Origin of the sequence: Bacillus sp. NP157 (assembly GCA_018889975.1) — a bacterium.
Classification (GTDB): Bacteria; Pseudomonadota; Gammaproteobacteria; order Xanthomonadales; family Rhodanobacteraceae; genus Luteibacter.
Window position 1 is genome coordinate 4544109 of the sequence record CP076546.1, and the last position, 20196, is coordinate 4564304.

Genomic DNA, 20196 nt, shown 5'->3' on the forward strand with positions numbered 1-20196 from the left:
ACGCGCGCGATCCCCCACCGTTCAACGCGCCGCCACCTTCAACACCTGGCCGGCATGCACGTTGTTGTCCTTCAGGCCGTTCATCGAACGCAGCTCGTTCACGTCGACGTTGTTGCGCTTGGCGATCGAATACAGCGTGTCACCCGCGGAGACCTTGTAGGTCTTCGCCGCAGCGGCCGCCGGCTTCTTCTCCGCCTTCGCGACAGCCTTCGGCGCTTCCGCCTTCGCGGCTTCGGCCTTCGCGGCCGGCCTGGCTTCAGCCACCTTCGGGGCCTCCGCCTTCGCCGCCGGCTCAGCCGCAGCGACCGGTGCGGGCTTGGCGGTGACCTTGCCTGCGACGGTCACGGCATCGCCGGTGACCTTGGCGAACTTGCCGCCCGCCTTCGCATTGTCGGACTGGGTGAAGGCTTCCGAACGGATGCCCGAGAAGCCCTGGTGCGCCGAGGTGGTGACGCTGGCGACGACGTGGGCGAACGGCGAGTTCTCGGCGGCAGCCAGCTTCGCAGCGGCAGCTTCCTGCTTCGCGGCAGCCGCGGCGGCAGCCTTGCCGGCCTTGGTGGTCGGGCCGGCCTTGGCGACCAGCGCTTCCTTCGCGGCTTCCGCGGCAGCGGCCGGGGCGGCAGCGGCGGCGACGGTCGGGGTGGTCATCGGCTGGCCCACGTTGGCCTTGGTGCCGACGGCCGAAGCGATCTTCGCGCGACGGCCCGCATCGCCCGAGGCGAGGGCGGTGCCATCGGCGTACGGCACCAGGCTGTGTGCGCGCAGCACCGAGCTACCGGCGGCCGAGGTCACGAACGCGAGGAATTCCTTCACGTCGGCAGCCTTCGGGCTGGTTTCGTTGCTGACCAGGTAGAGCTCGGTGTACAGCGGGTAGGCACCGCTGGCGACGCTGGACTGCGACGGCTTCACGCCATCGATCGAGAGCAGCTTCACCTTGGTGTTGCCACCGACGCCGGCGAGGGTGCTCGCACCGAGGCCACGCTTGTCGAGGGTCACGCCCTCTTCGAGCTTGGCCTGGTTGACGTACAGGCGCGGCGCGGCGACCGGCTGGTTGCCGCGGCCGAACAGCAGCTTGCGCAGGCTGTATTCCACGCCGTCGCCCGGGCTGGCCACCGCATAGAGGTTGATCGGCGCGTCTTCGCCGCCGAGCTCCTTCCAGTTGGTGATGTGGCCCATGTAGATCTCATGCAGCTGCATGAGCGAGATGTTGTTCACCGGGTTGGACGGGTAGGTGACCATCACCAGGGCGTCCCACGCCACTGGCGTGAAGGTCAGCGACTGCTCCGCGCCACCGATGCCCGGGCGAGCCGAGCCGGCCAGGTCGGCGGTGCCCTTGGTCACGGCATCGATACCCGACGCGGTGTTGAACGGCTGCAGTTCGAAGTGGCCCTTGCCCGCCTTCTCCCAGGCCTTGGCCACGTCGGTGACCACGCCGCGCGCGGTGGTGACATCGCCACGCCAGATCAACTGGGGGCCGGCGGCAAGAACGGTAGCGGAGGCGGTAAGGCCGATCAGCGTGGCGGTAAACAGTCGCGCGAGACGAAGAGACATGGACGGCTAGAGCTCCGGGGAAAACGGGGTGGCTGATTTGGGCCGCAATTGTGGGCTATACGCGGCCCGCGCGCACCCTCGACGTCGTTCAGCATCCTGCCGGGGGGAAACGGAACGTAGGCTGTAGGGGCGAACGGTCTCATGAGAAGGTGGGACGAAATGCGGGCGCGCGCGGGGTGGGGGATGGGAAATGGGGGCGCGGGGGCCGGCGGGTGTATGAGGGGGCGGGATGCGCTGCGCTGGCCTCGACGTATCTGTGCATGCCCCGTGCCCTCGGGCGATCGACGGGATCGCGCTCCCATTTCCCGTCCGCAACCCCCATCCCCACCCCCTGTCCCCAACCAATCACAGGACGGCGTAATACACCGCGTCATCCCGCACCACCGTCAACAACAACTGCCCCCGCCCCAACGTCCCGGCGGTAGGCAACGCCTTAACCCCCACCACCCGCCGCTGCCCGATCGCCGCGACCACGTCGCCATCCCTCAGCCCGGCGCTATACGCGGCACTGCCTTTCTTCACCCCGGACAGCACCACGCCGAAGGCGCCCTGGGCTTTCTGCTCGGGGCTGACGTCGGTGAGGGTGACACCGGCGAGGCGGGGGTCGACCTTGGCGCCATCGACGCTGGCGAGCTTGCTGGCTTCGATCGTGGCTTCGACGTCGCGTGGGCTGCCCTCGCGTTTCACGGTGAGCTTCACGCGGGCGCCGAGCGGGAGCAGGCCTTCGGTGTTGCGGACGTCCTGCGAGGAGCGCACGGGCTTGCCGTCGATGGCGGTGAGCACGTCGCCGGTCTGCAGGCCGGCGCCATCGGCGGGAGAGCCGCCGGTGACGCCGGTGACGACGGCGCCGTTGGTGTCGCTGAGGCCCAGCGCCTTGGCGATGCGCGGGGTGATGTCCTGCACCTCCACGCCGAGGTTGCCGCGGCGGACCTTGCCGTAGGCGAGCAGCTGCTTCATCACCGCGCTGGCCAGGTCGGTGGGGATGGCGAAGCCGATGCCGACGTTGCCGCCGCTGGGGGTGAAGATCATCGAATTGATGCCGACCAGCTCGCCGCGCAGGTTGACCAGCGCGCCACCGGAGTTGCCGGGGTTGATCGAGGCATCGGTCTGGATGAAGTTCTGGATGCCCTTGCCCAGGCCGGTGCGATTCAGGGCGGAGACCATGCCCGAGGTGGCGGTCTGGCCGAGGCCGAAGGGATCGCCGACGGCGACGACGAAATCGCCGACACGCAGTGCCGCCGAATCCGCCACGGGCAGCGCCTGCAGGCGCTCGGCGGGAATCTGCAACACGGCGACGTCGGTGTCCGGATCCGTGCCGATCAGCTTCGCCTTGAAGTCGCGCCCATCCTGCAGGGTCACCGTGATATCGTCCGCGCCCCCCACGACATGGTTGTTGGTCAGGACATAGCCCTTGGCCGCATCCACCACCACGCCCGAACCCAGGCTTTGCTCCACGCGTTCGCGTGGCACGCCCTGGCCGAACAGCTGGGCGATCACCGGGTCGTCGAAGTAGGCGTCGCGGGAACGGACGCGGGTCTTGGTGGAGATGTTGACCACCGCCGGCGTCACCTTGGCCAGCATCGGTGCCAGCGACGGCACGGGCTGGCCGTCGACGGCCGGTGGTATGGCGGCAAACGCGGGCGACGCCGCGGCTAAAAAGAGGGCGGCGCCGACACCCAGCAAAGTGGTATGCCGACAGATGGGAATGGGCATGGAAAAGCTCCTTGGCTGCTGTGCCCCGGGCACGTCTCACGCCGGTTTCGACCACCGGTTCGCGCCAGGGTTTCAACCCGTGAGACAGGTGTTTCCGACACTTTACATCGGACCCCTCCGAGCGTAAGGTTCACCCCGGCCGCAACCACAACATCTTGTGTTCCTTCGTTCGATAGTTACCAAGTGCTGGTGCTGCGGAGACTCAGGTTCAAGCTTCAAACCAGCGTCCTTTAAGGCTTTTCTGAAAGCCGGGCGCCAGGTGGAAAGGGATGGTCGATTTCGTCCGGGGGGAGGAGATCGACGGCGGTTGCGCCGACGCTACCAATAAGAACGGCCACCACAGGCCGAGTACTTGAGGACGACACATACATGAGCACCGCACGCGCCCAGGCCCTGGGCCTCGAATCTGCCATCCCGCTGCAGCCGGCTTCGTACGACATCTGGGACAAGAAGTATCGGCTGAAGGCCAAGACGGGCGTGCCTGTCGACGGTTCGGTGGACGAGACCTACCAGCGCGTCGCCCGTGCCCTGTCCGACGTGGAAGCCACCGAAGAGCTGCGCGGCCACTGGTTTGAGCGTTTCCTGTGGGCGCTGCGCCGCGGTGCGATCCCCGCCGGCCGCATCACCTCCAATGCCGGCGCGCTGGAACACAAGCCGGCCACCTCGACGATCAACTGCACCGTGTCGGGCACCATCCACGACTCCATGGACGACATCCTGGAGAAGGTGCACGAAGCCGGCCTGACCCTGAAGGCAGGCTGCGGCATCGGTTATGAATTCAGCACGCTGCGCCCGCGCGGCGCGTACGTGAGCGGTGCCGGCGCCCATACCTCGGGCCCGCTGTCGTTCATGGATATCTACGACAAGATGTGCTTCACCGTCTCGTCCGCCGGCGGCCGCCGCGGCGCGCAGATGGGCACGTTCGACATCTCGCACCCGGACGCCAAGGAATTCATCCGCGCCAAGCGCGAGGATGGCCGCCTGCGCCAGTTCAACCTGTCGCTGCTGATCACCGACGGCTTCATGGACGCGGTCGAGAACGACCAGGACTGGCCGACCGTGTTCCCGGTGCACGTGAAGGAACAGGGCGAGATCGACCTGACCGACGCCTCCAAGGTGGTCTGGCGCGAATGGCCGACCAAGCAGAACTACGTCACCCGCGACGACGGCCTGGTGGCCTGCAAGATCTACGGCCACATCCGTGCCCGCCACCTGTGGGACATGATCATGGTCTCGACGTATGACTACGCCGAGCCGGGCTTCATCCTGATCGACCGCGTCAACGAGATGAACAACAACTGGTGGTGCGAGCACATCCGCGCGACCAACCCCTGTGGCGAGCAGCCGCTGCCGCCGTACGGCTCGTGCCTGCTGGGCTCGGTCAACCTCACCACCTTCGTGCGCGATCCGTTCGGCCCGAAGGCCCGGTTCGACTGGGAGGAGTATCGCGAGGTGGTCCGCGTGTTCACCCGCATGCTCGACAACGTGGTGGAGATCAACGGCCTGCCGCTGCCGCAGCAGCAGCACGAGATCCTGTCCAAGCGCCGCCACGGCATGGGCTTCCTCGGCCTCGGCTCGACCCTGACCATGCTGAAGATGCGCTACGGCGCGGCCGATGCGGTCAGCTTCACCGAAGACGTCAGCCGCGAGATGGCGGTGGCCGGCTGGGAAGTGGCCCTGGAGCTGTCGAAGGAAAAGGGCCCGGCCCCGGTGCTGGCGCAGACCTTCGACGTCACCGGCGACATGCTGCGCAAGCGCCCGGAGATGGTGAAGGACGGCTGGAAGGTCGGCGACCAGATCAAGGGCTCGGTGCTGCACGCCAAATATTCGCGCTACATGCAGCGCGTGGCCGCGGTCGCCCCGGAGCTGGTGGCCGAGCTGGCCGAGGCCGGTGCGCGCTTCACCCACCACTCGTCGATCGCCCCCACGGGCACGATCAGCCTGAGCCTGGCCAACAATGCCTCCAACGGCATCGAGCCCAGCTTCGCCCACCATTACTCGCGTAACGTCATCCGCGAAGGCAAGAAGTCGAAGGAAAAGGTCGAGGTCTACAGCTACGAGCTGCTGGCTTACCGCGCCCTGATCAATAGCGACGCCCTGCCGTTCTCCGAGGATGCGAAGACCCGCCTGCCGGATTACTTCGTGTCGGCCGACGACATCAGCCCGAAAGAGCACGTGGATATCCAGGCGGCCTCGCAGAAGTGGATCGACAGCTCCATTTCCAAGACCGCGAACGTCCCGACGGATTACCCGTACGAGGACTTCAAGGACATCTACACCTATGCCTACAAGCAGGGTCTGAAGGGCTGCACCACCTTCCGTTTCAACCCCGCCGCGTTCCAGGGCGTGCTGGTCAAGGAAGCCGATCTTGAAAGCACCCTCTACCGCTTCGAATTGGAAGACGGTAGCGTTGTCGAACTGAAGGGTAATGACGAAGTGGAATACGACGGTGAAATGCACACCGCCGCGAACCTCTTCGACGCCCTGAAAGAAGGTTACTACGGCAAGTTCTGACCCCGCGGAGAGGGAAAAACGTTATGACGATCGAGAACACCATCGACGAGGCCGAGTTGCCCGCGACCGATACCAGCGACACCGGCGAAACCCCGGCGTCCGAGAACGAGACCGAATCCGCGATCCCCGGCCACCCGCCGCTGGTCGCGAAGAAGGTCGTCAAGAAGAAGCCGGTGGCGATCAAGACCATCGAGCCGGCACCGACGGCGGAAGCCAGCGAAGCCGTGTCCAGCAGCGAGCCGGACTACGTCGACGAACTGGACCTGCCGGTCGCCAAGCCCAAGGCCCCGCGTAAGCCCAAGGCCCCGAAGGCCGCTGCACCCAAGCTCGAAAGCCAGGCCGACATCGCCGGCGACGAAATCGCCGCCCACCAGGCCGACGAAGCCGCCGCCGCCACGGCCGCCGCCCCCGTCGCTGCCCCTGTAGGAGCGCGCCCCGCGCGCGAAAGCCAGCCCGCGAAAAAGTCGGCCACGAAGAAAGCCCCGGCCAAGAAAGCACCAGCAAAGAAAGCCGCCACCAAAAAGTCCGGCGTAAAGAAAACCGCGGTCAAAAAGGCAGCGGTGAAGAAGGCAGCCACCAAAAAGGCAGCCGCCAAGAAGACCGCCGTGAAAAAGTCCGTAGTTAAGAAGTCCGCGGCCAAGAAGGCAGCAGTCAAGAAGTCCGCGGTCAAGAAAGCAGCAGTCAAAAAGTCCGCCGTAAAGAAGGCAGCCGTCAAAAAGGTAGCCGTCAAGAAGGCTCCGGCCAAGAAGGTCGCTTCCAAGAAGGTCGCCAAGAAAGTCGTAGCCAAGAAGGTCACGGCTAAGAAGGCTCCGACCCGCAAGGTCACCACAAAGAAGACCCCGGCAAAGAAGCTCGCCAAGGTCTCCAAGGTGGCCAAGGTCGCTAAGAAAGTAGCGAAAAAGGTCACGGTCAAGAAGGCAGCCGCCACCAAGGCGCTGAAGAAGACCGCAGCCCGCGTCGCGAAGAAGGCTTCCACCGCCCGCAAGGCGGTCAAGAAGGCAGTCGGCAAGGTCACCCGCAAGGTCGCCGGCCGTACCGCCCCCAAGAAGACGGTCCGAAAGGCCGCTGCTCCGAAAAAGGTCGTCGCCAAGGCGACCAAGAGGTCCACTGCCAGCAAGACCGGCCGTACGCCGGCGCGTAAGACCGCCGTCCGTGGCCGTCGTAAGTAAGTAGTAACCATCCGGCCCGGCGTGCGCGCCGGGCCGGATATCCCTCCGGGCGCGCCGCCACCGATCAGCAATAAGAGAAAGTCATGGCGATCAAGATCGAAAAGAAGATCAAGGGCTACCAGGTTGTAAAGCCCGAAGACAAGGCCGCCCCGGCCACCGCTCCCGCGCCCGTCAAGGAAGTCGCGGCCGTGGCCGAAGTGATCCAGATGCACGAGAGCCTCGAGCGTCCGGAAACGCTGGTGGGCAATACGTACAAGATCAAGTCGCCGCTGTTCGAGCACGCGCTGTACGTGACGATCAACGACATCGTCCTCAACGCCGGCACCCAGCACGAGCAGCGCCGTCCCTTCGAGCTGTTCATCAACTCGAAGAACATGGACCACTTCCAGTGGATCGTGGCGCTTACCCGAATCCTGTCCGCCGTCTTCCGCAAGGGTGGCGACGTGACGTTCATCGTCGAAGAGCTCAAGGCCGTCTTCGACCCGCGCGGTGGCTACTTCAAGGCCGGCGGCATCTACATGCCCAGCATCGTCGCCGAGATCGGTGGCGTGATCGAGCAGCACATGAAGTCCATCGGCCTGATCCACGACCCGGAGATGGACGACGCGACCAAGCGCCTGATCGCCGAGAAGCGTGCGGCCTACGAGAAGGCTGCTGCGCCGAAGGCTGCCGTTGCGGCGGCGCCGGTGGCTGTCGCCGAGGCGGTGGGTGATTCGCACAACAACGCGTCGGGCTTCCCGGCGGGTGCGACGCTCTGCGCCAAGTGCAATACCCAGGCGCTGGTGCTGATGGATGGGTGCCAGACTTGTTTGAATTGTGGGTATTCGAAGTGCGGGTGATTGGCGCGCACTAATGTGCCTTCGCGCTGCACGTAGTGTCTCAACCGAACGGCCCAGTGGCTCTGCCCCTGGGCCGTTTTGGTTACCGGAGTCGGCGCCTGCTCTACGCAGGTTGGAGGAGAGACGCATTGCTCATCGCAAAAGATGTCCTGCGCGTCGCCGAAAATGAGACGGCCGCTGGATAAAGTTGTTGCTCACGAAGACCTGTTCTCTGGGTCAAATGTGTGATGTATAGTCACACCTTAAGCACCCTTTAAACGAGTGAGCATGAATCCGTCCGAAGAAGAACTTGACCTCGTCCGCCGTGTCGTGGGGGTCTACGATCAGAAGTTCGTGGCTGAATTCTTGAGCTCTGTATCGCGTGGTGATTGGTGCCGCGAAACCATCAATCGATGGCTGAATGGCAAGGCCTCTCCGAAGCTGTCACATGCTGAATTCGTGGCCCTGAAGAATCTTCTTCCTACGCCGCCTGAGCGTACCGAACACACGTTCGATTTTATTGACTTGTTCGCGGGTATCGGTGGTCTGCGCCGGGGGTTCGAGGCGCTAGGCGGGCGGTGCGTCCTAACGAGTGAATGGAACGCGCCGGCAGTCAAGACTTACAAAGCAAACTATTACTGCGATCCGGATTCGCACGTGTTTAATAGCGACATTCGGGAGCTAACCCTCAGCTCTGACTCCGACGTGAGCGAAGACGAGGCCTATGCGTTCATTGACAAGAACGTCCCCCGGCACGACGTTCTGCTTGCAGGTTTCCCATGCCAGCCATTCTCTATCGCTGGCGTCTCAAAGAAAAATTCGTTGGGTCGCGCACATGGTTTCGAGTGCAAGACGCAGGGGACTCTTTTCTTTGACGTCGCGCGAATCATCGCGGCTAAACGGCCTGCGGCATTCTTGCTTGAGAATGTCAAAAACCTGAAAAGCCATGATAAGGGGCGGACTTTCAAGGTCATCATGGAAACACTTGATGAGCTTGGGTACTGGGTTGCGGACGCCGGTGGCGAAAGATCGGATGATCCGAAGGTCGTGGACGGCCGATCTTTTGTTCCTCAGCACAGGGAGCGAATCGTTCTCGTCGGTTTTAGAAAGGACCTCGGCGTTCACGACGGCTTTACGCTGAAGGACATCAAGAACTATTTCCCAAGCAAGGCACCGGTTTTGGGTGACATTCTCGAGCCTACCGTCGATGACAAATATATTCTGACGCCCAAGCTTTGGGAGTACCTCTTCAACTATTCCATCAAGCACAAGGCCAAGGGAAATGGCTTTGGCTATGGACTGGTCGGTCCGAGGGACGTGACCAGGACACTTTCTGCGCGTTACTACAAGGATGGTTCCGAGATACTGATTGATCGTGGGTTCGACCCCAGCAAATCATTTGCTGGGAAGCACAACCAGGCGCACCGGCCTCGCCGGTTAACGCCGAGAGAGTGCGCACGGCTAATGGGGTACGACAAGGCAGGAGCGGCGGCGTTCCGCATTCCAGTGTCTGATACGCAGGCTTACAAGCAATTCGGTAACTCCGTCGTAGTTCCGGTGTTCGAGGCGGTGGCTAAGCTGATGTATCCCCGGATCATGGCCGCACGAGCTGCAGAAGCAAAGTATTTGCGACAGCCGAGGAAGGACCGAAAGGTTGCCTGATATTCACGACGTTGAAACCCGCTCCCGTAACATGCGGGCAATTCGGGGCAGCGATACGAAGCCGGAGCTAGTCGTTCGGAAAGGTTTGCACGCGCAGGGCTTTCGTTATGTTCTGGGTGGCCGCGGCCTTCCTGGGCGGCCTGATCTGGTGTTGCCTCGGTACCGATCTGTGGTGTTCGTCCACGGTTGCTTCTGGCACGGGCATGGCTGCTCACTCTTCCACTGGCCAGCCTCTCGGTCTGACTTTTGGCAAGCGAAGATTTCAGCCAATGTTGCGCGAGACGAACGCGTTGTGCGTGCCCTGATTGAATTGAAATGGAATGTCGCTACCGTTTGGGAGTGCGCGATTCGAGGCAGGAGGAGAATCGGTGCCCGTACCGTCATAGAAGGTCTAGGTGAGTGGCTTTCGGACGGGGCGCCTACGCAGGTGGATTTCGGCGAGCGAGTCTCGTCCTAGTTCCGATTGAGCTTCGGCTTGTACAACTGAGTTGTCGCCACAGGGGGTGGTGAATGGAAATACTCGAAACATTGGAAGTGATTCCGGACCCGGTATCGCTAATTGAGTCTATGCGTGCGGTTGGATATACGCTGGAAGCCGCCGTCGCAGACATTGTAGACAACAGCCTGTCCGCGGATGCAGCGCGCATCCACGTTAAATACGATGCCGTCGAAAAGCCCTTCGTGGCTATTTTAGACGATGGGTTCGGTATGAGCCCGGATGAGCTGACAAATGCAATGCGCCATGGAAGCTCGAATCCGGCGGACCGGCGAGCAATCGGCGACCTTGGTCGCTTCGGGCTCGGACTCAAAACAGCGTCGCTCTCGCAGTGTCGACGACTGACCGTGATTAGTAAAAAAGGCGGAATTGTGAGTTCTCGCCGATGGGACCTCGACGTCGTGGCGCAGCTCGGTGCCTGGGCCGTCGTTGTGCCTCAGCCAAGTGAGCTGCGCGCTCTACCAATGTACGCGAGGCTCGAAAATCAGACGTCCGGGACGCTCGTGATCTGGGAAGATCTCGATCGCATGATCGCGGGGGCAAAAGATCCTGCCGCGGAGATGACGGCGAAGATGGGGCCACTCTTCGAGCATCTGGCGCTGGTCTTCCATCGATTCACCTCCGGCGATTCATCGAACGCCGCAATCGAAATAACCGTCAACTCATTGCGGTTGCCCGCTCGCGATCCGTTTCTTGGAACAAATCACTTTCGACAAGCACTTGAAGGGCAGGTTATTCGCCACGAGCGAGGGTCAGTAAGCGTTGTTCCCTACATTCTTCCGCCAGTTCACAACTTGACGCCCGAGCAAATCTCGGTAGCTGGTGGTAGGGAGGGTCTGAGGGGCACGCAAGGATTTTACGTCTACAGAGGCCGTCGTCTTGTCATCTGGGGAACTTGGTTCCGCCTTGTTCCAAAAGACGAGTTTTATAAGCTCACCAGGGTTCAGGTCGATATTCCCAATTCCTTCGACGATCTCTGGGCCCTTGACATCAAGAAGTCTGCCGCCTATCCGCCTGATGTTATTCGCGATAGGTTGCGGCAGCTTATCCCCCACTTCGCCGGCGTGAGCAAGAAGACCATTACGTTCAAGGGGAGGCGAGCCAAGTCGGCTGTCGCCGATCCGCTGTGGACACGTAGTGAACTTCCCGGGCGCCGAGTCGCATATACGCCGAATGTCGACCATCCGCTGCTTATGCAGATTGCGGAGGCGATTCCGCGCGATAAGCAGTCTTCATTCCAGATCCTTCTCGATCTTCTCGGAAGGTCGCTCCCCATCGAATCAATCTACGCTGACATGAGTTCTGACGATGTGCAATCGACCGACCCAGCTCTTGCCTCAGAGCTTTCGCTAATTGCATCGCAGTTGATGAGCATAAGCGGAATGACACTTGACCAGATCCTCGAGATGGATCCGTTCGTTCACCACATGTCACTTCACGAACATATGAGAAGGGAGATCGAAAATGTTTGATGCATTCGTGATGGCGGTTGGCGCCATAAACGGTCGCCCCCTTACCGACGAGCTGCTGCATGAGGTGATGCAATTCCTGAAGAGCATCCCCGCGCTAGGCGAAGCCGATCTTCCGTCTGTCCAAAGGAGGCTCGAGGCAACCATCGGGGTGAACATGATGGTTGGAGATGGAGTCACCGATGGAGCTGTGGCCCCGTGGGTTGAAGATCGAAAGGCCTCCACGGATTGGATCTACTGGGACTCGTACTCAAAACAGCTACGGGCATCCGGTCTTCCTTCGTCTGTCGTGCGCACCCTTGATGAGGATACGGACAATATCCTGACGCAGTGTGGGAACCCTGCGTCGAATTCTGCGTGGCGGATTCAAGGCTTGGTGATGGGGGATGTGCAGTCGGGTAAGACCGCAAGTTATTCGGGCCTCGTCGCAAAGGCGGCTGATTCTGGGTACAAGGTTATCGTACTTTTGACCGGTACGATCGAGGATTTGCGATCGCAAACACAGGAGCGCCTCGACGAAGGGTTCGTTGGTCGCGATAGCAGGCAGCTACTGCGCGGAGAGGTTAGCGGGGCGAAAATCGGCGCTGGCCGATTCCGGAGCCAGACGCCGAATGTACTGACGTCGATCGACTCGGACTTCTTAACCTCGAATATGGCAGCGCTGCGAGGAATACCGCTAAAGAACATCAACGAGCCTGTTCTTCTGGTTATGAAGAAGAACTCAACGGCCCTTCGTAACCTGTGCACATTCCTAGACGGACAAGCGGGCGCAGCGGGAGACAAGCTCGCTATCCCACTTCTTGTTATCGATGACGAGGCTGATAACGCCTCTGTGAACGGGAAGAAGGATGAAGATAGTCCGTCGACGATCAATAGCCTGATCAGGGCCGTCCTGGGCAGGTTTCATCAGGCTACATACGTCGCTTATACAGCTACGCCATTCGCTAACGTGTTCATCAATCCAGACCCCGATGGTACCGATCTCTTCCCGAAGAACTTCATTTACAGTCTGAGCGCCCCTACCAGTTATATCGGGGCTTCGGCAATATTTGGTGAAGATGGTGACTGGACCGATCAGGTTGTAGATATCGACGACGCAGATTCTGTATTTCCTGCGAAACACAAAAAGACCCTTGAAGTTTCGGAATTGCCTCCGTCGCTTCTGGACGCGGCAAATGCGTTCTTTCTTTCGTGTGCGATTCGGGACTTAAGAAATGAGCCCCTCAAGCATCGTTCAATGCTTGTGAATGTGACGACGTTCACGGATGTTCAGATCCAGGTGTCTGAGCTATTGAACGCTTACCGCTATAGCATGATTGAGATGGTAAAGCAGTACCTTGCCGACGACGATCTGTGGCATGGCCATGATTTGTTGCGATCACTACACGACACATTTGTCAGTCGCTACTCTTCAGTTCAAGTAGAGTGGAATGAAGTGCGAGCGAAGCTTTATGACTCGATCGCTTCCGTTAAAGTTGTGACCGTAAACCAGCGGACTGAGCGAGCCGAGCGCTTAAATTACGGCATGTACGAGGCTTCAGAGAAGGGGCGTCGCGTCATCGCGGTCGGTGGCATGACGCTCTCGCGTGGGCTCACTCTCCAGGGTCTATGTGTCAGCTATTTCTTCCGCAGCTCAAAAGCGTATGACACACTTCTTCAGATGGGTCGATGGTTCGGCTACAGACCTGGCTACGACGATCTGTGCCGGATCTGGATGACCGATGAAGTTCAGAGGTGGTTTCGTCATATCGCAGAAGTAGTTGCCGAACTCCGCTCAGATATCCGTCGCATGCACGCAAATAACCAGCCTCCAAGCCAGTTCGGAATCCGCGTTCGCTCGCACCCGGATACGCTGCTTGTCACTGCCGCTTATAAGATGCGAAATTCGGAAGAGGTTGATGTCGACCTTTCATTTAGCGGGAAATTGGTGTCGACACCGGTACTTCCTCGTGCGGTCGATGTAAATAAAAGAAACGTTGAGGCAACAGCCCGCTTCATTGCCTCGCTCGGCTCGTCAGCCACTGACGGAAGTCGATATATATGGTCGGGAGTGCGTGCCGAAGATGTAGCTACGTATTTGCAGAGCATCGTTATCTCACCGCTCAACTCTTCGTTCATCGCGGACGCTAAAACTGGAGAGTCGCCGCTCATTGACTTCATCAGGAGCAGTGGCATTGATGACCTCGCGAGATGGGACGTTTGCCTTCCACAGGGGGAGGGTGCTGTCGCGTCGACCATCGCAATTAAGAGTGTCGATGGAGCAGCAGCTTCGCCCCGCCGGCGTCAGCGCCAGTTCGAGGGATCGCCAAGCCGAGTTACAAGCTATCTCAAGGTGAACAAGCAGCGAGTCGGCGAGCCGTCGGATGAGCGCGTCGGCCTGACAAGAGATGAGGTGGAACGTGCGGAAAACTCATGGCGGGAGCTCAATCCGGGATCGGCGGCTAAAACAGTCCCCGGCCATGCGTATTCCAATCATCGCACCCGCCCGTTGCTGACCATCCACGTAATCGAGCCGAAGGATTCCCAGGCATCAGAAGAAAAACGTCGGACATTGCCGACATCGTCTATTGAGCCTAAGACGCTCATCGCTATCAGTCTATCGTTCCCAGTCTTCGACGGCGACGTCAGCACGTCAGTTCCGTATCGACTCAATAAGGTTTACCTACGCGAGATCGGCCTCATCGAGGAAGATAATGATGGCGACGATTGACCAAAGGTGGTCAGAACTCCGCGAAGAACTGACGACGGGCATCGGTTGGTCCGATGGCGATTCTTACCGCATGAGGCTTTTTGATCAGGACGGCCAGCACGCTATCTTTGCTGCGATCGATGGCATGGGGCGATCAATGCTTGCAATTGGGAGCTCGGCAAAGCCACAGGCTGTGTACTTTGACACGGCTTCGGTGGACTGCTTCCGAAGTCAACGTGCGGATGGCACTTGGCTCCTTTTGATCAGGCTAACGGATTCATCGCTCTCCGAAGTGTTCGCTAACCTCTGTGGCGATCTCGTTGATGCGATCTCGCAATCGTTTGATGAAGCGCAGCTTTTGGATGCTACTCGCAGTAGGTTAGAGCTGTGGAAACGACTTTTTGACAAGTCGGCTGGCGGCATGTTGGCCGATTTTCAAATCCAGGGTCTCATCGCAGAGCTTCTCGAACTTAGGTCACTCATGTTGAGCGAGGTACGGCCTAGGGGCGAGATCCTTATGGCGTGGGTAGGGCCAATTGGAGCGGATCAAGACTTTCTCTTTTCCGACTTCAGTCGCGAGGTTAAGTCGATAAGGCCTGGTGCAAAGGTCGTTTCGATAAGCTCCATTGGGCAGCTGGACGTCGTCACGGGCCTGACGCTGGTTGTATACACGTCGCGTCGAGCAGACCCGCACGAATCTGGCGCCATCACATTGAATAGACTCGTGGCTGAGATTGAGGATTTGGTGGGTGCAAGATCGGTAGACCTCGCCGTTTTTAAGGATCGCCTCTTCGAGGTCGGGTATGTTGAACAGGCGTCCTACGACGAAGTTGCTTATACGATTGTCGCAAGGGAAGAGTTCATCGTTGGCGATGACTTCCCTCGCATCACCCGTGCATCAGCGCCGCGCGGGGTGGCGACAGTCCATTACGAGCTGTTGCTTGAAGAGATAAGGCAAATTACTCGGGGTTAGAGATGGAAGAGACGGAATTCTTTGATGAGCTGCGGCAGATGGTAATGCTTCGTGCCGAGTCTGACGGTTTGGTAGATTCGCTCGCGTTTGTTGCCGAGATCGGTGAGCGCTTAAGCGAGGATCCGGTTTTTGGTGAGCTTAAGGCTGCTGACTACTCCGGACGGGATAGTAAGGGGCGTGAATTTAAGATTCATGGTTTCACGGAGTTTGACGATTCCGATGGCACGCTTTCGATTGCTATTGCGAGATGGCACGCAGACGACAGCCCGGCTACGTTGATGACTCCGGAGGTGGTGGAGCTTCAGGCACTAATCCACGGATTCGTTGCGGCGTCCCTGAATGAACGGCTCAGCGAAAAGGTCGTGGAGTCCTCGCCCGCTTACGAACTATCGTCCACAATAGACCAGAGAAGAGATGAGATATCGTGCATCCGTTATCACCTGTTCTCGAACCGAAGCCTCGCGAAGCGATATAAACGGGAGTCGCGATCCGAGATTCGGGGGATTCCGGTTGAGTTGCATATTTGGGATCTTGAACGAATAAGGGCTTTGTATGCCTCGGCTAGGGAGCGCGAAGTTGTAGAGATATCGCTCGCAGACTTTGGGTCGGAAGGTATTCCGTGCATTCTTGCGTCTTCTGCAGAAGGTCTGACATCGTACCTTTGCGTAATCGGAGGCGATCTCTTGGCTGACCTTTTTGAGCGCTACGGCAGCCGCCTCCTTGAGGGGAATGTCCGATCGTTCCTCGGAATGAAGGGTGGCGTGAATCGCGGCATTCGATCAACCATCCAACATAATGCACCGCTTTTCTTTGCGTTCAATAACGGAATCGCCGCCACTGCAGCATCTGCAGTCATCTCCACGAACAACGGATTGCCAGTGGTTGTAGGACTTTCGGATCTGCAGATCGTTAACGGCGGGCAGACGACGGCGAACGTTCTCCGAGCGAGGAAACAGGATCGTTTACCGCTGGCCGGGGTTTCTGTTCCCATGAAGCTCACGGTTGTCGAGTCTTCCCAAGCGAACGATCTTATTCCTCAGATTGCAGAGTTCGCAAACACTCAGAATAAGATCGCCGTAGCCGACTTTTTTGCGAACCATCCATTTCATCGAAAAATGGAGGAGATATCGCGACGATTGCTTGTTCCCGCGCAAGGCGCTGCTAGGGTTCAAAGTAAATGGTTCTACGAGCGCGCCCGCGGCCAGTATCAGAACGAGAGAATGTACCTTTCGAAGGCCCGCAAAGCCTCGCACGATCTTGAGTTTCCGCCGAAACAGGTCATCAATAAAACGGATCTTGCCAAGCTGGATAGTGTCCTCTCGAAGCGACCGCATTGGGTCTCCCTGGGTGCTCAGAAGAACTTCGTGAAATTCGCTGGCCAGTTCTCCAGTAAAGGTGTTAACAAGGATGCCGATTCATGGGCTGATCTTAGCCCTGCGTACGGCGATGACTACTACAAACGAATTGTCGCGATGAGCGTTCTCTGGAATCGAGGAGAGGGGATCGTGGCTGCCGGGAAAGCCACGTGGTATCGCGGCGACTACCGCCCTCAAATCGTTGCATATGCCTGGGCACTGGTGTTCCTGTCGATTGAGCGCGCTGGTCGAGAGGTGTCGCTCCTAGACGCCTGGGATCGCCAGGCGATCGATTCGGACCTCGAAAACGCCTTTCTCAGGGCAGCAGTGCTTGTCCAGGATGCAATCCTTGACCTGCCTGTGGGGTCGTCGAACGTTGGCGAATGGACCAAGCGGGAGGCTTGTTGGTTGAAGGTTTCTGAGAAAAACCTCTCAGTGCCAAAGATCCTCGAGAGGTGGTCGCGCAGTAGGGAGGAGAGGCGCCAGCAGAAGGTGGAAGAGCGGAAGCGGGGAATCCAAGACGACGGAATTTCGGCACAGGCTCAGGTAGTAGCCTATGCAAAGTCAGGGTATTGGGCGGCACTCGCAGAATGGCCACGCCTGGCTGAGGGGGTGTTCGGGCCTGAACTCGAGCTGCTCTCACGAGCGGTGACGCCTCAGAGTGTATTGCGCATTCAGTCTCAGAGGGATTGGGTGCGCCTCCTTGAGATCAGTAGGCGATGCGAAGCGGACGGCTTTCGCTTCCTGGAGGCCGTTTAGATCACCCGTGTCCGCGACGACTCCATGAGCGATCCTCCTAGGTACCGTGGAATGCGGTCCCCCGGTAGACGAGGTGTTCCATTGTTTCCATCAACAGCCGCTTCGCTGAAAGGTGCGATTTTGAGCCAGATAGGGAGACTGGTCGCTAACAGGGGGTGGGAGACTGGCATGAATTTCTGGGTGAAGTCCGCACCTGCTAGCGTTGTCGGTCACCCGAACAGGTCAGTGGGCTCCGCTGAAATTAGCCATGGACGGCTATGCTTAACTTCGTCACGGAAGAACTGAGCGAAAGAGATCACATTTTCATCCTTTGCGTAGTCTGTTTCCCGAGATTCCTTGAGTGTCTCGGGGACAACAAGGCAAATTCCCTGCGATTTCATGTCGGCGATAGCGTCTGCCGACACTCTGTCGTCGACTGTCGCCAGGAAGATCCCTCCCGAGAACTTTTCGTGCGAAACCTGTTTCCATCGTTCCCGGAGCGTTGTTTTCGCTGAGAGGACAATGCCCCTTCTGTCGCCGACCACTCGTAGCGAAAACGCGTTTGGTAAGACGAAGTCCGGGCGACGCCCCCCCGTAACGGCTTGGGCCTCGAAGTCAACCTTGCCGTCACGCAGAAGTCGTTCGATGTGGTGCTCGAACGACCGGCCCGCACGAGACTTCCTGTGCTGACTCGCGCTTAAAAATGTGGCCGTGAGTTGCGGATAGCCGCGTACGATCAGCTCTGGAAGCGTGCGAGAGTCGTCCGTCAGAATGCGGAGTACGTCAGCTGCGCGGTGGCGTATCTCAGCTCGCTTATACAGGCTGTACTCGATATCCCGGCTTATTCGCATGATCGCGTCTCCGGGTCGATCGATAGCGAATGGGTTCAGCGATCCGAGTCCGCTTTCCTTTAGATACTCAGTCTGTGCCATGGCGGCGAGGCGATCTGACGCCGGAAGACGCGCTTCTGATGCAATCAGGTGGTGAAGCGTGCCTGACGCAAGCGCGGCGGTCAGCTCTCGGATCAGGACTTCATCATGGTCATCGGGCTTTGCTAGCTGGTTCGCCGGATAAAAGAAGGAAAAGTGGAACCATGAGTCGATATCGAAAAGTGTCTCGACGAGTGCGGCCTCTACTCCTGTTGAGTCCAATACCGCACCCCAGTACTTTCGGAAACCGTTCTCAGCTCCGTCTTCGCCGAGTAAAAAGATTGAGGCGGGCGCCAGGTCCTGGAAGGGCTCCTTCGGGAGGCGTGTCAGGTGGCCTTCGGCCCCCTTGCCTGAGTAATGAACGAGACGAGACCGAGATTCGTATCCTTGCCCGAGCCACTCGATGAGCACGTCAGCGTCGAAAATCTCAGGGGTCGCGACGTTCCGATTTTCGGTTTGTGGAAAGAAGTCGGAAATGCGAACTTCCGAAGGGATGTAGACGCCATTTTGTTTGGTAAACCCGTGGCCAAGCGCGGCTTCCGCCGCCTTAGTCTCGGGGGTATTGGCCCAGGTCCGGTCATTCCGCGCAAGCTTTTTTATCCACAGCCGCTTCGTTCGAAGGAGCCTATCATGCAGCGTTTCCCAGCCAAGGTCGGTCGTCACGTCAGTTCCTTCTGGAAAGCAGTTAGAGGCAGAATACTGCTGTAAATAATCGGAGGAATACCGTAATGATGCAAGGCGAAGCGTCAGCAGTCCGGTCTGGCCGTCGGTCCATAGTTCGTTGAAAGTCGTCAGTGCGGATTGCGGCTACCTTTCCTGGTTTTTTGAGTAAGCGGCCGATCGGAGGGGTAGGGCGCCGCCAGAACGTTCCTTCCATAGCCGAAACGAGATTTCCCGTTCCCTGATGCCCGGACTGGGCGAAGCGGCGACAGATAGTTCGGCCCGGTACCTCGTCAACACCCCTCTTTTTGGCTGGTCGGGTACGCGAGCTGATTGGTGCTGAGGGGTGCCACCGGTGGCCGAGCGGGAACAGCCGACCGGGTGCACGTTCGGAGTTGACCTACAGCTACGGAAATGCGAGTCGACGTGGCGCTCATATCGCACCGGCTCCAATCCAGGTATGCGACGATTCACGAACCGATCGCGCCGTGCGATTGTGCTGGCTGGTAAAGGGGGGCGGTATGGGGCCTTACAACGGATACTCAGGGCGCGAGCGAGACCGGAAATATCAAGAATGGAAACGCTTGTACGCGCTGGGCGAGATTCCGAGGAGGGTGGGACCATGCGCTCTGTGCGGTGACCCAGAACGCGACGTAGAGCCTCACAGTGAGGACTACGCTCTCCCTTATCGATGGGATCCGCCGTTCGAATTCATGGTATGCCGCCCTTGCCATGGTCGAATCCATAAGCGGTTCAACGATCCTGACACATGGCGCGATTTTCGAGACCACGTACGAAGGGGTGGTTACGCCGCTGAGTTCTCTATGGCTGGAACCATCACTGAGAGGCGACTTGCGGCGGAGGCCAGGGCGCGAGGGGAAATCTATTCCTGGAAGCCTTTGGAGGGTAGGGAAAGGCGGCCCGGCACGGATTGGTGGGAGACGCTGACTCTTTCGGCAATGTCTCTTGATGACGCGAAGTCTCGGCCGCGTTGATTGGCCCTGTGAACCACCACTAGCTCGACCGTTTAAGCGCACTTCACAGCACAGTTGTGAAATATCCCATGCACGATTCTTGGGCGCATTGGGTCACCCGTCCCTGCCGGGATGCCGTTGCCTGCCTGAGTGCGACCGATACGATTGGTTGCCAAGGACCTCTTCAGGGCGATGCCGGGCCTGCACTTCCGGCTCAACCCACACCCCCGCCGTCGTTGGACCTGCCGCCGGACTTCGTGGCGCGCCCGGTGAAGGACGCCACTATGCCTCACGGTGTAGGCCAGGGCACTATTGCCGGTGGCACGGATGTGCAGAGCGGTTCGCCCGCCGAATCACAGGCCGTCGTCACCCGAGCGCCTGGCACCCTGTCTACCCGATGGGCCCCATGCGACTCAGATGTATCTCTTCGACCTGCACCGGCCCGAGCCGTCAGGTTCTAAGCACGTGGTCGCAGTCGGTATCGTC

General features: G+C 59.5%; 12 protein-coding genes. 9 read left to right on the forward strand and 3 right to left on the reverse strand.

Annotated elements, in window-relative coordinates; genetic code table 11:
- Positions 1 to 21: 21 nt before the first annotated feature.
- Together KPL74_20620 and KPL74_20625 are read right to left on the reverse strand one after the other, a co-directional pair.
- On the reverse strand, positions 22 to 1551 hold the full coding sequence (locus KPL74_20620; protein QWT20135.1) for a substrate-binding domain-containing protein: 1530 nt from the start codon (positions 1549 to 1551) through the stop codon (positions 22 to 24).
- A 345-nt stretch (positions 1552 to 1896) separates the two neighbouring features.
- A complete protein-coding gene (locus tag KPL74_20625) occupies positions 1897 to 3264 on the reverse strand; it encodes a Do family serine endopeptidase (protein QWT20136.1) in 1368 nt (455 codons plus the stop codon).
- Positions 3265 to 3633: 369 nt separating this feature from the next.
- Here KPL74_20625 and KPL74_20630 point away from each other — a divergent pair, with 369 nt between their 5' ends.
- The 9 genes from KPL74_20630 to KPL74_20670 all read left to right on the forward strand — a co-directional run bounded on the left by KPL74_20630 (position 3634) and on the right by KPL74_20670 (position 17168).
- Positions 3634 to 5778 carry an adenosylcobalamin-dependent ribonucleoside-diphosphate reductase gene (locus KPL74_20630; GenBank protein ID QWT20137.1) on the forward strand — a complete coding sequence of 715 codons (2145 nt, stop codon included), beginning with the start codon at positions 3634 to 3636 and terminating at the stop codon, positions 5776 to 5778.
- 23 nt (positions 5779 to 5801) lie between these two features.
- Positions 5802 to 6947: a histone H1-like repetitive region-containing protein gene (locus tag KPL74_20635; protein QWT20138.1), complete on the forward strand. Its 1146-nt coding sequence runs from the start codon at positions 5802 to 5804 to the stop codon at positions 6945 to 6947.
- 83 nt (positions 6948 to 7030) lie between these two features.
- Positions 7031 to 7786 (forward strand): hypothetical protein, encoded by a 756-nt coding sequence (locus tag KPL74_20640; GenBank protein ID QWT20139.1) that lies wholly within the window; start codon positions 7031 to 7033, stop codon positions 7784 to 7786.
- Between the two features lie 267 nt (positions 7787 to 8053).
- Positions 8054 to 9427: a DNA (cytosine-5-)-methyltransferase gene (gene dcm / locus KPL74_20645; GenBank protein ID QWT20140.1), complete on the forward strand. Its 1374-nt coding sequence runs from the start codon at positions 8054 to 8056 to the stop codon at positions 9425 to 9427.
- Positions 9420 to 9884 carry a DNA mismatch endonuclease Vsr gene (vsr, locus tag KPL74_20650; protein ID QWT20141.1) on the forward strand — a complete coding sequence of 155 codons (465 nt, stop codon included), beginning with the start codon at positions 9420 to 9422 and terminating at the stop codon, positions 9882 to 9884. The genes dcm and vsr overlap by 8 nt, the downstream gene beginning before the upstream one ends.
- 53 nt (positions 9885 to 9937) lie before the next feature.
- A complete protein-coding gene (locus tag KPL74_20655; GenBank protein QWT20142.1) occupies positions 9938 to 11395 on the forward strand; it encodes an ATP-binding protein in 1458 nt (485 codons plus the stop codon).
- Entirely contained in the window at positions 11388 to 14102 is a 2715-nt protein-coding gene (locus KPL74_20660; GenBank protein QWT20143.1) for a Z1 domain-containing protein, read from the forward strand. The genes KPL74_20655 and KPL74_20660 overlap by 8 nt, the downstream gene beginning before the upstream one ends.
- The gene (locus tag KPL74_20665; protein ID QWT20144.1) at positions 14089 to 15054 is read left to right on the forward strand and encodes a PD-(D/E)XK motif protein; all 966 of its coding nucleotides are present in this window, start codon (positions 14089 to 14091) and stop codon (positions 15052 to 15054) included. Before KPL74_20660 ends, KPL74_20665 begins: the two co-directional genes overlap by 14 nt.
- 2 nt (positions 15055 to 15056) lie before the next feature.
- Positions 15057 to 17168, forward strand: coding sequence for an AIPR family protein (locus KPL74_20670; GenBank protein ID QWT20145.1), 2112 nt, complete (start codon positions 15057 to 15059; stop codon positions 17166 to 17168).
- Between the two features lie 209 nt (positions 17169 to 17377).
- On the opposite strand, the gene KPL74_20675 is transcribed toward KPL74_20670, so the two are convergent.
- Positions 17378 to 18739, reverse strand: coding sequence for a hypothetical protein (locus KPL74_20675; GenBank protein ID QWT20146.1), 1362 nt, complete (start codon positions 18737 to 18739; stop codon positions 17378 to 17380).
- Positions 18740 to 20196 lie beyond the last annotated feature (1457 nt).

Bases quoted from the DNA above. Each gene is read 5' to 3' on its own strand.
- KPL74_20620 (QWT20135.1), bottom strand. From the start codon at position 1,551: ATGTCTCTTCGTCTCGCGCGACTGTTTACCGCCACGCTGATCGGCCTT.
- KPL74_20625 (QWT20136.1), bottom strand. From the start codon at position 3,264: ATGCCCATTCCCATCTGTCGGCATACCACTTTGCTGGGTGTCGGCGCC.
- KPL74_20630 (QWT20137.1), top strand. From the start codon at position 3,634: ATGAGCACCGCACGCGCCCAGGCCCTGGGCCTCGAATCTGCCATCCCG.
- KPL74_20635 (QWT20138.1), top strand. From the start codon at position 5,802: ATGACGATCGAGAACACCATCGACGAGGCCGAGTTGCCCGCGACCGAT.
- KPL74_20640 (QWT20139.1), top strand. From the start codon at position 7,031: ATGGCGATCAAGATCGAAAAGAAGATCAAGGGCTACCAGGTTGTAAAG.
- dcm (QWT20140.1), top strand. From the start codon at position 8,054: ATGAATCCGTCCGAAGAAGAACTTGACCTCGTCCGCCGTGTCGTGGGG.
- KPL74_20655 (QWT20142.1), top strand. From the start codon at position 9,938: ATGGAAATACTCGAAACATTGGAAGTGATTCCGGACCCGGTATCGCTA.
- KPL74_20660 (QWT20143.1), top strand. From the start codon at position 11,388: ATGTTTGATGCATTCGTGATGGCGGTTGGCGCCATAAACGGTCGCCCC.
- KPL74_20665 (QWT20144.1), top strand. From the start codon at position 14,089: ATGGCGACGATTGACCAAAGGTGGTCAGAACTCCGCGAAGAACTGACG.
- KPL74_20670 (QWT20145.1), top strand. From the start codon at position 15,057: ATGGAAGAGACGGAATTCTTTGATGAGCTGCGGCAGATGGTAATGCTT.